Genomic DNA, 12,633 nt, shown 5'->3' on the forward strand with positions numbered 1-12,633 from the left:
GAAACCCTATGCAAACCATCACATTAAACATCGAAGGCATGACCTGCGGCGGCTGCGTGAAAAGCGTTACCAGCATCCTCGAAGGAGTAAACGGCGTGGACAAGGCCGAAGTGAGCCTGGAAAACAAGAATGCCGTCGTGGAATTCGACCCCGCCCAAACCAACCCCGCCGCGCTGATAGAAGCGGTGGAAGACGGCGGCTTTGATGTGGCTTTGTAAATCGAATCGCAACAAATCGACTGCAACACCCCAAAGGCTACCTGAAAACCCTGCTCCGCTTTTTTCAGGTAGCCCAACCACATTCAGAAGGAAGAAACCATGCAACAAAAAGTCCGTTTCCAAATCGAAGGCATGACCTGTCAGGCCTGCGCTTCGCGTATTGAAAAAGTGTTGAACAAAAAAGATTTTGTCGAATCAGTGGGGGTGAACTTCGCCAGCGAGGAGGCGCAGGTTACGTTTGACGACAGCAAAACCTCCGCCGCAGACATTGCCAAAATCATTGAGAAAACCGGTTACGGCGCGAAGGAAAAAACGGAAGACGCGCTGCCGCAGCCCGAAGAAACAGCGCATGTAAGCTGGAGGCTGTGGCTTTTGCTGGCCATCAATATTCCGTTTTTAATCGGTATGGCAGGTATGATGATCGGGCGGCACGATTGGATGATTCCGCCTGTATGGCAGTTTGTACTGGCAAGCATAGTGCAACTTTGGCTGGCCATCCCGTTTTACAAAAGCGCGTGGGCGAGCATTAAAGGCGGGCTGGCGAATATGGACGTGCTGGTTACCATCGGTACGGTGTCGATTTACCTGTATTCTGTCTATATGCTGTTTTTCAGTCCGCATGCGGCGCACGGCATGGCGCATGTGTATTTTGAAGCGGGCGTGATGGTGATTGGTTTTGTGTCGCTGGGCAAATTTTTGGAACACCGCACCAAAAAATCCAGCCTAAACAGCTTGGGCTTGCTGCTCAAACTCACGCCTACTCAAGTCAACGTACAGCGCGATGGCGAATGGAAACAACTGCCCATCGACCAAGTGCAAATCGGCGACCTTATCCGCGCCAATCACGGCGAACGCATTGCCGCCGACGGCATTATTGAAAGCGGCAGCGGTTGGGCGGATGAGAGCCATCTTACCGGTGAATCCAATCCCGAAGAGAAAAAAGCAGGCGGCAAAGTGTTGGCGGGCGCGCTGATGACTGAAGGCAGCGTGGTGTACCGCGCCACGCAGCTCGGCAGCCAAACATTGCTCGGCGACATGATGAACGCGCTCTCTGAAGCACAAGGCAGTAAAGCGCCGATTGCGCGCGTGGCAGACAAGGCGGCGGCGGTGTTTGTGCCTGCCGTCGTGGGCATCGCGCTTCTGACTTTTATCGCCACTTGGCTGGTGAAAGGCGATTGGACGGTTGCGCTGATGCACGCCGTTGCCGTTTTGGTGATTGCCTGCCCGTGCGCACTCGGTCTGGCGACGCCCGCTGCGATTATGGTCGGCATGGGCAAGGCGGTGAAACACGGCATTTGGTTTAAAGACGCGGCGGCAATGGAAGAAGCCGCCCACGTCGATGCCGTCGTGTTGGACAAAACCGGCACGCTGACCGAAGGCAGGCCGCAGGTTGCCGCCGTTTACTGCGTTCCCGACAGTGGCTTTGACGAAGGCGCTTTGTACCGGATCGCCGCCGCCGTCGAACAAAACGCCGCTCATCCGCTCGCCCGAGCCATCGTTTCCGCCGCCCAAGCGCGCGGTTTGGACATCCCCGCCGCACAAAACGCGCAAACCGTTGTCGGCGCAGGCATTACCGCCGAAGTGGAAGGCGTGGGTTTGGTGAAAGCAGGCAAAGCCGAATTTGCCGAACTGACCTTGCCGAAGTTTTCAGACGGCGTTTGGGACATTGCAAGCATTGTTGCAGTCTCGGTCGATAACAAACCTATCGGCGCATTCGCACTTGCCGACGCATTGAAAGCCGATACCGCCGAAGCCATAGGCCGTCTGAAAAAACACAATATCGATGTTTACATCATGAGCGGCGACAACCAAGGCACGGTCGAATACGTCGCCAAACAACTGGGTATCGCACACGCCTTCGGCAATATGAGTCCGCGCGACAAAGCCGCCGAAGTACAGAAACTCAAAGCCGCCGGCAAAACCGTGGCGATGGTCGGCGATGGTATCAACGACGCCCCCGCGCTCGCCGCCGCCAACGTCAGCTTCGCGATGAAAGGCGGCGCGGACGTTGCCGAACACACCGCATCCGCCACGCTGATGCAGCATTCGGTCAACCAGCTTGCCGATGCCCTGCTGGTGTCGCAGGCGACTTTGAAAAACATCAAGCAAAACCTGTTTTTCGCCTTCTTCTACAATATCTTGGGCATTCCGCTCGCTGCGCTTGGCTTTTTAAACCCCGTCATCGCAGGTGCGGCAATGGCGGCAAGCTCGGTTTCCGTGTTGAGCAATGCCTTGCGCCTGAAACGGGTGAATATTGAGTGATAATATAAAGGCCGTCTGAAGACTGTTTTTTCAGACGGCCTTTAATCCATATTTTCTGATTTCGAGACTCAAGCGGGAGTATGTCGTATGGACATGATGTTGTTTACCAATATTGTATTGATTGTTTTATGTATTTTTACCATGTTGTTGGTGTGGTCGCGCAACTGGAAACGTAAGCAGGCGTATTTTGAGAAAATCAAAAGCAATCCGGAAAACCTCAAATGGGTTGGGCAAAATCTGACCGGTCAGGAATGGAAGGATTTGAAAGCCGTGAGCGACCGTTTTGGGCTGCCCATGTTGCAGGCCAAGCAATTAATTGATTTTTATAAAAACAGTCAGCGTTAATTTATGATTTAACAATAAAACTTGACTGAAGTTAAGGCCGTCTGAAATAGCACTCTTATAATAATATAAGTGATATTTCAGACGGCCTTAGTATTTGTTCAAATAAAGGGAGGAGAACAAAAATGACCGTTTACTTAATCGGCGACTCCGTGCGGCTTGCTTCGGAGCCTTACACGCGCGCCGCTTTGCCTGAGGTGGATATTGTTTCTCCATCGGAAAACTGCCGTTCGTCGCATGATGTGTTAGAGCATATCAGGCAATGGACAGAGGGCGCGACTGTGGGAGACATTATCCACATCAATTGCGGTTTGCACGACATCCGCCATAATCAAGGCTGTAATGAGCCGGTGGCCGATATAAAAACCTATCGCAGCAACCTGATTCAAATTTTTGATTATTTGAAACAGACAGGTGCAAAAATTATTTGGGCGTGCAGTACGCCGTTTTTGGAAAGCGTACACAATATCGTCAAACCCTCGCGCCGCTATCTGGCTGATTTGAAGGCCTATAACCGTGTGGCGGAGGATTTGGCAAGGCAATATGGCTTTGCCATCAATGATTTATACAGCCTGATGTTTGAGCAGGATTTGACTGATGTGATGCTGTGCGACGGGCTTCATTTCAATGAGTTTGGCAGTAAGATGATAGGCAAGGCAGTAGCCGAAGCGATATTGAAACAGTTGTGCTAACTTGACGTAATCCATTTTTATTATGTTTTTAATATTGAGACAGACTTTAAGTTGCAACCCAATATCTTTTGGGATATAGTGATTACTCTTATCAACATGAAACTAAGAAGGAATAAATGATGACTGGCAAATTAGATCAAATCAGCGGTGAAGTAAAAGAGAAAGCCGGCGAAGTTCTTGACGATTCCAAACTCAAAGCTGAAGGCGTAGTTCAACAAGGCGTCGGTAAGACAAAAGAAGTTGCTGCGGATGCTAAAGAAAAAGCAGAAAACTTTGCAGGTGAAGCCAAAGAAAAAGCGGCGCACTTCGCAGGCGAGGCTAAAGAAAAAGTAGAAAACTTTGCAGGTGAAGCTAAAGAAAAAGCAGCTCATTTAGCCGGTGAAGCCAAAGAGAAAGTAGCACACTTGGCTGAAGAAGCCAAAGAAAAAGCTGAAGGCTTGATTAATGATATTAAAAGCAAATTTTAATATTTAAAGAATAAAAGGCCGTCTGAAAGATTTTTCAGACGGCCTTTGTTTATGGTTTTAAAGTTTAGGCAAACTGTTTGCCAAATTCGATAAACTCGTCTTTTTTGGCTTTGGCTTTGCCGGAGTCGATGGCTTCTTGCGCGGCTTTGACACCGTCCGCCAGCGATGCGACCACATTTCCTGCGTAGAGCGCGGCGGCTGCATTGAGGACGACGATGTCGCGTGCGGCACCGACTTTGCCATCCAGCACTTCGTTCATTTTTTGCAGGGATTCTTGCGCGTTTTCGACTTTGATTTCGTCCAAATTGCGGCGGATTTCCATGCCGAAATCGGCCGGGCTGATATCGTATTCGGTGATTTTGCCGTCTTTCAGTTCGGCAACGCGGGTTTTGCCGGTCAGCGTGATTTCATCCAAACCGCCTTCGCCGCACACAACCAAAACATGTTTGGAACCAAGCTGTTGCAATACGCGGGAAAGAATGCCGCACAAGTCGATGTGGAACACGCCCAAGAGTTGGTTTGCCGCGCCGGCTGGATTGGTCAGCGGGCCCAAGATATTGAAGATGCTGCGGAAGCCGAGCGAACGGCGGACAGGGGCAACATAGCGCATGGCGCTGTGATGGTTGGGAGCAAACATAAAGCCGATGCCGGTTTGCTGAATGCTTTGGGCAACCTGTTCGGGGTTGAGATTGAGGTTGGCGCCCATTTGTTCCATGACATCGGCAGCGCCGCTGGATGAAGAAACGGAGCGGCCGCCGTGTTTGGCGACTTTCGCGCCTGCTGCTGCCGCGACAAACATGGAAGTCGTCGAAATATTGAAGGTTTTGGCACCGTCGCCGCCCGTGCCGACAATATCGACCAAGTCATCGGCGTTTTCCAGTGGCACTTTGGTGGCAAATTCGCGCATTACGCTGGCTGCAGCGGTAATCTCGGAAACGGTTTCAACTTTAATCCGCAGGCCGGTCAGGATGGCGGCGATTTGCTCGGGCGGAACTTGGCCACTCATGATTTGGCGCATGAGGTCGGTCATTTCATCGTAGAAAAGTTCGTTGTTGCTGATGAGGCGTTCAATCGCTTGTTGAGGGGTAATCATGATTTTTCCTTTGTTCGTGTCCGATGTGATTCAGGCCGTCTGAAAATGCGGTTTGAACATTGTCAAACTCCTTTCAGACGGCTTTTCATTAAGATTTTTGCGGGCGATAGTCTTTGAATTCTTCCAAGAAGTTTTTCAGCATATCGTGGCCGTGTTCGGTCAGCAGGGCTTCGGGGTGAAACTGTACGCCTTCGACGGCATATTCTTTGTGGCGTACGCCCATGATTTCGCCGTCTTCCGTCCAAGCGGTAATTTCGAGGCAGTCGGGCAGGGTGGAGCGGTCGATGGCCAGGCTGTGGTAGCGCGTGCAGTTGACCGGATTGGGCAGGCCTTTAAACATGCCTGTGCCGTGATGGAAAACGGGGGAGACTTTGCCGTGCATCATCGTTTGCGCGCGCACGACATTGCCGCCGAACGCTTCGCCTATAGTTTGATGGCCGAGGCACACGCCCATGACGGGCAGCCTGCCGGCAAAGTGCTGCATAGCTGCAACAGAAATGCCTGCCTCTTTAGGGGAACAAGGGCCGGGGCCGATGACCAGATATTGCGGCTTTAGGGCTTCGATTTCTTCGATGGTGATTTCATCGTTGCAACGTACCAAAACTTCTTGCCCCAATTCGGCAAAGTATTGGACGATGTTGTAGGTGAAGCTGTCGTAGTTATCTATGAATAAAAGCATTTGCAAACCTTTAATGACATTTTGGCAGACAGGGTAAGGCCTGCCAAAAGTGTAAAAATCGTTTATGTTTGCATAATATCACAATCTTTACCTAAAGGCCGTCTGAAACGGCGGATAAGACAAAACAGCTAAAAAATGCTATGCTTTACGCTTTGAACCTAATCTGTTTGAAGTGATGAAAAAGTATCTTATCCCGACTGCCGCCGTCGTTGTCGCCGCTGCGCTCGGCACACCTTATTATCTTGGTGTCAAAGCGGAAGAAAGCCTGACCGAGCAACAAAAGCTGTTGCAGGAATCCGGTTTCCTGACCGTTGAATCCCACCAATACGATCGCGGCTGGTTCAGTTCAACCGAGACGACCGTCATCCGCCTCAAGCCGACCCTGCTTCAAAATACGCAAAAATACCTGCCGGATAATTTGAAAACCGTCCTACAAGAGCCGATTACGGTCATCAACCACGTGACACACGGCCCGTTTGCCGGAGGTTTCGGCACGCGCGCCCATGTGGAAACTGAGTTCCAATACCATCCGGAAACCAAAAAGGTTTTGGACCGCTTCTTCGGCCAGCAAACGCCGTTGACCATGACCAATACGGTTTACCTTTCCGGCGACGGCAAACTCAGCCTCAATATCCCCGCCTTCGACTATGAAGAGCTTTCCGGTATCAAACTTAACTGGAAAGGCTTTGGCGGCAATACCGATTACAGCCAAGGCTTCAAAAGCTATCGCCACGATTACCTTGCGCCGTCTTTACAAGTCAAATTGGCCGACAAAGGCGATGTGTCTTTGGAAAACCTGCGCTTCCAATCCGAAACGGAAGACGGCCTGACCAAGCTTTCTTTGGGCAAGAGCAGCATTACGCTGGATAAATTCCTGCTGCAATGGAAAGAAAACATCGATTACAACGTTAAGTTGAACGAACTGGTCAACCTTGTGACCAACCTGCAAATCGGTGCATTCATCAATCCGACCGGCACGATTGCTCCGTCTAAAATCGAAGTCAGCAAACTGCGTTTCGATACGCAGACCGGCGAAGTCGATAAATTCATCAACAGCGAAGGCCGTTTCCAATTTGAAAGCCTGACCTATGGCGAAGATAAATACGGCCCTCTGGATATCAATGTCGCTGCCGAGCATTTGGATGCCGCATCACTTTTGGCATTGAAAAACAAAATTGCCGAAGTGTCCGTGAAGAAAATGAGCGAAGAAGAAATTCAGGCTTCCTTGATTCAGACGGCCAAAAACGAGGCTTCGGGCCTGTTTACCAATAATCCGGTTTTAAACGTCAAAACTTTCAAATTTACCATGCCTAATGGTGATGTCGATGTCAGCGGCAAGCTTGCCTTTAAAGGTTTGACGGCCAAAGACCTCAACAGCCTGGGCGATATGCTGAAAAAAACCGAAGCCGACTTCAACATGAGCGTACCGCAAAAATTGTTGGAACAACTCGCCGTCAACCAAGCAAGCAGCCTGTTTAGCGTCAATGCAGAAGATGAAGCCGCAGGCCGTGCCAGCATCGACGATATCAACGAGACCTTGCGCCTGATGGTAGACAGCACCATCAAAAGTATGGCAAGAGAAAAATATTTGACCTTAGAAGACGATAATGTCAAAACCCATCTGACTCTGCAAAACAGCGAGTTGAAATTAAACGGAAAAGTCCTTCAAAGCGACCCGGAACCCGAGTTTGACGAAGCAGACTTTCCCAATAACTAATCCTCAATCACACAAACAGCAGTTTTAACTTCCCGGAAGTTAAAACCGCAAATCAACCCACAATCAAAAAGGAAACCCATGTTCCGTACCATGCTCGGCGGCAAAATCCACCGTGCCACCGTTACCGAAGCCGACCTCAACTACGTCGGCAGCATTACCGTTGACCAAGACCTGCTGGATGCGGCAGGTATTTGCGTTAACGAAAAAGTCACCATCGTCAATAATAACAACGGCGAACGTCTTGAAACCTACACCATACCCGGCGAACGCGGCAGCGGCGTCGTTTGCTTGAATGGCGCGGCTGCGCGTTTGGTTCAAAAAGGCGACATCGTGATTATCATGTCTTACGTTATGTTGTCCGAACCCGAAATTGCAGCGCATGAGCCGAAAGTCGTCCTCGTCGATGAGAACAATAAAATCCGCGACGTGATTTCTTATGAGCCGCCGCACACCGTGTTGTAATATTCAAACAAAGGCCGTCTGAAACGTTTCAGACGGCCTGTTTCCCAAATTCAACTTATCTGAAAGGCTTTGCCGTGAATATCCAAATCAACAACATCACCGTCAGCAACGATGCGCCCTTTACCCTTTTCGGCGGCATCAATGTCCTTGAAGACCTCGACTCTACGCTGAAAGCCTGTGAGCAATACGTTAAAGTAACCGATAAGCTCGGTATCCCTTACGTTTTCAAAGCCTCTTTCGACAAGGCAAACCGCTCTTCCATCCACTCTTTCCGCGGTGTGGGTTTGGACGAAGGCATGAAGATTTTTCAAGCGGTGAAACGCGAGTTTAGCGTTCCCGTGATTACCGACGTTCACGAGCCTTACCAATGCCAACCGGTTGCCGAAGTCTGCGATGTCATCCAGCTGCCAGCATTCTTGGCACGTCAAACCGATTTGGTGGTGGCAATGGCGAAAACCGGCAATGTCATCAACATCAAAAAGCCGCAATTCCTCAGCCCTTCTCAAATGAAAAACATCGTCGAGAAATTCCAAGAAGCAGGCAACGAGCAAATCATTTTGTGCGAACGCGGCGCAAACTTCGGCTACGACAACTTGGTGGTTGATATGCTCGGCTTTGGCGTGATGAAAAAAACGTGTAACAACCTGCCCGTTATTTTTGACGTAACCCATTCCCTGCAAACGCGTGAATCCGGCTCTGCTGCGTCAGGCGGCCGTCGCGCCCAAGTATTGGACTTGGCGCTTGCCGGCATGGCAACCCGATTGGCCGGTTTGTTCCTCGAATCCCATGCCAATCCCGACCAAGCCAAATGCGATGGCCCAAGCGCATTGCCGCTTGCGCAATTGGAAGATTTCCTGATCCGTGTTAAAGCAATCGATGAAACCGTGAAATCGTTTGCGCCTATGGATATTCGTTAAGGGCAAATAAGTTAAAAGGCCGTCTGAAAGCATTTTCAGACGGCCTTTTTATCGACGTTACTGTCCGCGTAAAAACAACGCATCCAATTCTTTTAAAGTCAGTTTGACCCATGTCGGACGGCCGTGATTGCACTGGTTGCTGCGCGGCGTATTTTCCATATCACGTAGGAGCGCATTCATTTCCGGCAGGGTAAGCTGGCGGCCGGCACGGACTGAGCCGTGGCAGGACATGGTGGCAAGGATGTGGTTTTCGTGTTCTTCGATGGTTTGGCTGCTGCCGACTTGGGCAAGTTCGCCCAATACATCTTTGGCCAGTGAAACGACGTCGGCTTTGCCGAGCATGGCGGGAACTGCGCGGACGGCAAGGGTATTGCCGCCCATGTCGGACAATTCTAGCCCGAAGCCTGCCAGCGTTTCGGCATGATCGGCAAGGGCGGCACATTCTTCGTGGGACGCGGCAAAGGTTACGGGAATAAGCAGGCGTTGGCTTTGCAGGTTGCCGTTTTCCTGACGTTGGCGTTTCATTTTCTCGTAGTTGACGCGTTCGGCAGCGGCGTGCATATCGATGAGCAACAGGCTGTCTTCTGCTTGGGCAAGTATGTAGATGCCAAGTAATTGGGCAATGGCAAAGCCGAGTGGCGGCAATTCGGATTGTGATGGAAGGCCGTCTGAAAGCAGCGTTTCTGTTTTTTGGGTAGGCATTTCAGACGGCATATTGCCGAAACGTGCTTGCTCGAATTGGCTTAACTCAAGGTCAATGTCGTCGGTTTTTTTGTAGAGTTCGGCGTAAGTATTCATTGCCGCGCGACTTTCGCGCAGGGACAGGCTGCGTTGCTGCGGCGCGCGTGCGGCTTGGTAAGGCATGGGAGCGGTTTTGCCTGATGAGCCAAAGGCATTGCGTGTATCGGGTTTGTTGCCTGTCGGGTGGTTGGATGCGCTATCAAACAGATTTTCGCTGTCGTTTTCAGACGGCATTGGGGTGGAAACAACGCCGGTAATGTTATGCAGCACTTCGCCTGCGTTGCTGACGCTTTCGGTCAAGTCGGCGCGTGTGTCGGCAAGGGCTTTGTTGAGCGAGTGGAACACGAGTTGGTGCACCTGCTGGCTGTCGCGGAAGCGGATTTCGGTTTTGGTCGGGTGGACGTTGACATCCACGGCTTCGGGTGGCAGGTCGAGAAAGAGGACGAAAGCAGGCGTCAGCGCGTTGTGCAATACGTCGCGGTATGCCTGTTTGACAGCATGGAGCATGACTTTGTCGCGGACGAAACGATGATTGACGAAGCAGTATTGTTTGTCGGTTTTGCCTTTGGCGAAAGTCGGCTTGGCAATCGCGCCATAGAGCCGTAGCGCGCCATTGCTGCTGTCAATTTCCAATGAGGCCGTCTGAAAATCATCGCCGACAATGGCGGCGATACGTTCATGCAGGCTTTGTGCAGGAAGTTTGAACACTTGTCTGTCGTCGCGTTTGAGCGAGAAGGCGATATGCGGATGCGCCAGCGCGAGGCGTTCGAGCATGGTGGCGCAGTGGGCGTATTCGGTGTTTTCGGATTTGAGGAACTTGCGCCGCGCGGGGGTATTGAAGAAGAGTTCGGCGGCTTCGATGGTGGTACCGACGGGGTGGGCGGCGGCGGTGGGGCTGCTGAGTTTGCCGTCTTCGGCTTTGACTTGGGTCGCGTGCGCGCTGCCGTCTTGGCGGCTGGTCAGGGTCAGGCGGCTGACGGAGGCGATGCTTGCCAAGCCTTCGCCGCGAAAGCCCATGCTGGCAACGTGTTCCAAATCGTTTAAGGTTTTGATTTTGCTGGTGGCGTGGCGGTGGAGCGCAAGCTCGATGTCGTCTGGGTGGATGCCGCTGCCGTTGTCGCTGACGCGAATCAGGCGGATGCCGCCGCCGGCCAGTTCGACATCAATCGCCGTTGCGCCTGCATCGATACTGTTTTCAACGATTTCTTTCAGAGCGTTGGCAGGGCGTTCAACTACTTCGCCGGCGGCAATTTGGTTGACAAGATGGTCGGGCAGGGCGGCAATTCGGGACATCGGTTTCTTTCAAAAAAGCAACGGCGGAAGGGGAAATTACAGGTATTTGCGCATCAATTCGCATTCGACGCGGACGATTTTGTTCAGCTGCAACACGGCAGTGCCGAGCGATTCATAACGGTTGAGGCGATAGAAAGGTACGGAATTGAGAGAGGCATACAGTTTGAGAAAGCTGAGACCTGCATTTCGTGCCATTTCTTCGGCGCGGCTGAGCAGGGCCGTACCCAAGCCGAGATTGTGGAAGAGCGGATGGACGTATAAGGCGTCCAGTTGCGCTTCTTTGAAATCGACTTGGAAGAAGCCTTGAATCAGCCCTTTGTATTCGACCACCCACAAAGCTTTGTTTTTATCGGAGATGGTTTCCAAATAGCTGTTGATATCGAGCAGACTTTCCCATGCGTGCATAATGGTTTCATCGTAACTGCGGATGCAGGCGTATTGAACGGCATGCAGATGGGCGTTGTGTATGGCTTGGCAGTCTTTTTCAGTTGCCGGACGGAGGATGGTCAGAAGGCTCATGGCGGATGGTCGGAAAAATTGATTTCAGACGGCCTTTGGCAATCAAAGGCCGTCTGAAAAAAGTGGGTAAGGTTACAGGCTTTGATGTAAGGTTTGTGCGGTTTGGAACGCGTTGTCCGCATCGTTGGCCAAGACGGTAAAGTGGCCCATTTTTCGGCCTTTGCGCGCGGCTTTTTTACCGTAAAGATGCAGATGTGCGTTCGGGTTGCTTTGCAGCGGCAACCATTCGGGTTCGCCGCCGTCTTCCTTCCAAACGTCACCCAAAATATTCGCCATACAGCAAGAACTCAGCAATTTAGTGTCAGCCGGAGGCAGGTTGCACATCAGGCGGACCTGTTGCTGGAATTGGTCTGCCGCGCAGGCGTCGATGGTATGGTGGCCGGAGTTGTGCGGACGCGGCGCGATTTCGTTAACGACCAAATCATGCGTATCGCCGACAACAAACATTTCTACCGCCAATACGCCGACGTAGTTTAATTCATCGGCCAAACGCTGCGCCATTTGTCGCGCCTGTAGCTGAATGTCGGCACTCAGTCGGGCTGGGACGATGGAGTAGGCGAGGATGCCGTTTTCGTGAATATTTTCGGCAGGGTCGAAAGTTTGCACGTTGTCATTGTTCAGACGGCATACGATAACGGAAATCTCGCCGCGCAAGTCCACCATTTTTTCCAAAACGCAATCCACGTTGCCGTGTTCGGCAAACGCGGCTTTGAGTTCATCCAATGTTTTTACGCGGATTTGGCCTTTGCCGTCATAGCCCAAAGTAGCGGTTTTCAGGATGCCGGGCAGAAATTGTACGCTTTCTTCAGTGATGTCTTCGGCTTTGCAAACTGCTTGATACGGCGCGGTTTGCAGACCTGCTTTGCGTATCCATGACTTTTCCTGAATGCGGTTTTGCGCGATGGCAACGCAGTCGCCGCTGGGGGAAACATTGGTGTGTTTGGCGAGAAAACGCATCGCATCGGCATTGACGTTTTCAAACTCGGTCGTAACGGCCGCGCATTTTGCCAATTCTTCCAAAGCTGCTTCATCGTCAAACGGCGCGCACAAATGGCGGTCGGCAAATTCCGCTGCCGGCGCATTCGGATCGGGATCGAGTACGGTTACTTTGTAGCCCATGGTTTTGGCAGCAACGGTAAACATTCTGCCTAATTGTCCGCCGCCAAGAATGCCGAGCATAGCAGGAGGGAGGATGGGGGATGTGTTCATGGATAATCGCTTTATGAAGAAA

Annotated in this window: 13 protein-coding genes; 8 read left to right on the forward strand and 5 right to left on the reverse strand. The window is 51.5% G+C overall.

The window, feature by feature from the left end:
* Window positions 1-8: 8 nt before the first annotated feature.
* From ACTHTY_RS02215 to ACTHTY_RS02235, 5 genes are all read left to right on the forward strand, one after another.
* Window positions 9-218 (forward strand): heavy-metal-associated domain-containing protein, encoded by a 210-nt coding sequence (locus tag ACTHTY_RS02215; protein ID WP_314575616.1) that lies wholly within the window; start codon window positions 9-11, stop codon window positions 216-218.
* Between the two features lie 99 nt (window positions 219-317).
* On the forward strand, window positions 318-2,480 hold the full coding sequence (locus tag ACTHTY_RS02220; RefSeq protein ID WP_440366324.1) for a heavy metal translocating P-type ATPase: 2,163 nt from the start codon (window positions 318-320) through the stop codon (window positions 2,478-2,480).
* A gap of 87 nt (window positions 2,481-2,567) precedes the next feature.
* The gene (locus ACTHTY_RS02225) at window positions 2,568-2,825 is read left to right on the forward strand and encodes a hypothetical protein (RefSeq protein WP_004519821.1); all 258 of its coding nucleotides are present in this window, start codon (window positions 2,568-2,570) and stop codon (window positions 2,823-2,825) included.
* A 122-nt stretch (window positions 2,826-2,947) separates the two neighbouring features.
* Window positions 2,948-3,514 (forward strand): SGNH/GDSL hydrolase family protein, encoded by a 567-nt coding sequence (locus tag ACTHTY_RS02230; RefSeq protein ID WP_070813944.1) that lies wholly within the window; start codon window positions 2,948-2,950, stop codon window positions 3,512-3,514.
* A gap of 119 nt (window positions 3,515-3,633) precedes the next feature.
* On the forward strand, window positions 3,634-3,981 hold the full coding sequence (locus ACTHTY_RS02235; protein ID WP_036490595.1) for a CsbD family protein: 348 nt from the start codon (window positions 3,634-3,636) through the stop codon (window positions 3,979-3,981).
* A 64-nt stretch (window positions 3,982-4,045) separates the two neighbouring features.
* Here the strand turns inward: ACTHTY_RS02235 and trpD are convergent, their stop codons facing one another.
* Both trpD and ACTHTY_RS02245 read right to left on the reverse strand, forming a co-directional pair.
* Entirely contained in the window at window positions 4,046-5,074 is a 1,029-nt protein-coding gene (trpD, locus tag ACTHTY_RS02240; protein ID WP_003747072.1) for an anthranilate phosphoribosyltransferase, read from the reverse strand.
* Between the two features lie 88 nt (window positions 5,075-5,162).
* Window positions 5,163-5,753, reverse strand: coding sequence for an aminodeoxychorismate/anthranilate synthase component II (locus tag ACTHTY_RS02245; RefSeq protein ID WP_440366325.1), 591 nt, complete (start codon window positions 5,751-5,753; stop codon window positions 5,163-5,165).
* A 175-nt stretch (window positions 5,754-5,928) separates the two neighbouring features.
* Here ACTHTY_RS02245 and ACTHTY_RS02250 point away from each other — a divergent pair, with 175 nt between their 5' ends.
* From ACTHTY_RS02250 to kdsA, 3 genes are all read left to right on the forward strand, one after another.
* On the forward strand, window positions 5,929-7,470 hold the full coding sequence (locus tag ACTHTY_RS02250) for a YdgA family protein (protein WP_440366326.1): 1,542 nt from the start codon (window positions 5,929-5,931) through the stop codon (window positions 7,468-7,470).
* Window positions 7,471-7,548: 78 nt separating this feature from the next.
* Window positions 7,549-7,932 carry an aspartate 1-decarboxylase gene (gene panD, locus ACTHTY_RS02255; RefSeq protein WP_440366327.1) on the forward strand — a complete coding sequence of 128 codons (384 nt, stop codon included), beginning with the start codon at window positions 7,549-7,551 and terminating at the stop codon, window positions 7,930-7,932.
* Window positions 7,933-8,006: 74 nt separating this feature from the next.
* Window positions 8,007-8,849 carry a 3-deoxy-8-phosphooctulonate synthase gene (kdsA, locus tag ACTHTY_RS02260; RefSeq protein ID WP_440366328.1) on the forward strand — a complete coding sequence of 281 codons (843 nt, stop codon included), beginning with the start codon at window positions 8,007-8,009 and terminating at the stop codon, window positions 8,847-8,849.
* A 57-nt stretch (window positions 8,850-8,906) separates the two neighbouring features.
* Here the strand turns inward: kdsA and mutL are convergent, their stop codons facing one another.
* The 3 genes from mutL to ACTHTY_RS02275 form a co-directional block, all read right to left on the reverse strand.
* The gene (gene mutL / locus ACTHTY_RS02265; protein WP_440366329.1) at window positions 8,907-10,883 is read right to left on the reverse strand and encodes a DNA mismatch repair endonuclease MutL; all 1,977 of its coding nucleotides are present in this window, start codon (window positions 10,881-10,883) and stop codon (window positions 8,907-8,909) included.
* 36 nt (window positions 10,884-10,919) lie between these two features.
* A complete protein-coding gene (locus ACTHTY_RS02270) occupies window positions 10,920-11,402 on the reverse strand; it encodes a GNAT family N-acetyltransferase (protein ID WP_254344619.1) in 483 nt (160 codons plus the stop codon).
* A gap of 72 nt (window positions 11,403-11,474) precedes the next feature.
* Entirely contained in the window at window positions 11,475-12,611 is a 1,137-nt protein-coding gene (locus ACTHTY_RS02275; RefSeq protein WP_440366330.1) for a 5-(carboxyamino)imidazole ribonucleotide synthase, read from the reverse strand.
* Window positions 12,612-12,633: the final 22 nt, after the last annotated feature.

Source organism: Neisseria sp. P0019.S002 (assembly GCF_051957155.1).
Classification (GTDB): Bacteria; Pseudomonadota; Gammaproteobacteria; order Burkholderiales; family Neisseriaceae; genus Neisseria; species Neisseria perflava.

Bases quoted from the DNA above. Each gene is read 5' to 3' on its own strand.
- mutL (WP_440366329.1), bottom strand. From the start codon at position 10,883: ATGTCCCGAATTGCCGCCCTGCCCGACCATCTTGTCAACCAAATTGCC.
- ACTHTY_RS02220 (WP_440366324.1), top strand. From the start codon at position 318: ATGCAACAAAAAGTCCGTTTCCAAATCGAAGGCATGACCTGTCAGGCC.
- ACTHTY_RS02245 (WP_440366325.1), bottom strand. From the start codon at position 5,753: ATGCTTTTATTCATAGATAACTACGACAGCTTCACCTACAACATCGTC.
- ACTHTY_RS02275 (WP_440366330.1), bottom strand. From the start codon at position 12,611: ATGAACACATCCCCCATCCTCCCTCCTGCTATGCTCGGCATTCTTGGC.
- panD (WP_440366327.1), top strand. From the start codon at position 7,549: ATGTTCCGTACCATGCTCGGCGGCAAAATCCACCGTGCCACCGTTACC.
- ACTHTY_RS02230 (WP_070813944.1), top strand. From the start codon at position 2,948: ATGACCGTTTACTTAATCGGCGACTCCGTGCGGCTTGCTTCGGAGCCT.
- ACTHTY_RS02270 (WP_254344619.1), bottom strand. From the start codon at position 11,402: ATGAGCCTTCTGACCATCCTCCGTCCGGCAACTGAAAAAGACTGCCAA.
- ACTHTY_RS02235 (WP_036490595.1), top strand. From the start codon at position 3,634: ATGACTGGCAAATTAGATCAAATCAGCGGTGAAGTAAAAGAGAAAGCC.
- trpD (WP_003747072.1), bottom strand. From the start codon at position 5,074: ATGATTACCCCTCAACAAGCGATTGAACGCCTCATCAGCAACAACGAA.
- ACTHTY_RS02215 (WP_314575616.1), top strand. From the start codon at position 9: ATGCAAACCATCACATTAAACATCGAAGGCATGACCTGCGGCGGCTGC.
- ACTHTY_RS02250 (WP_440366326.1), top strand. From the start codon at position 5,929: ATGAAAAAGTATCTTATCCCGACTGCCGCCGTCGTTGTCGCCGCTGCG.
- ACTHTY_RS02225 (WP_004519821.1), top strand. From the start codon at position 2,568: ATGGACATGATGTTGTTTACCAATATTGTATTGATTGTTTTATGTATT.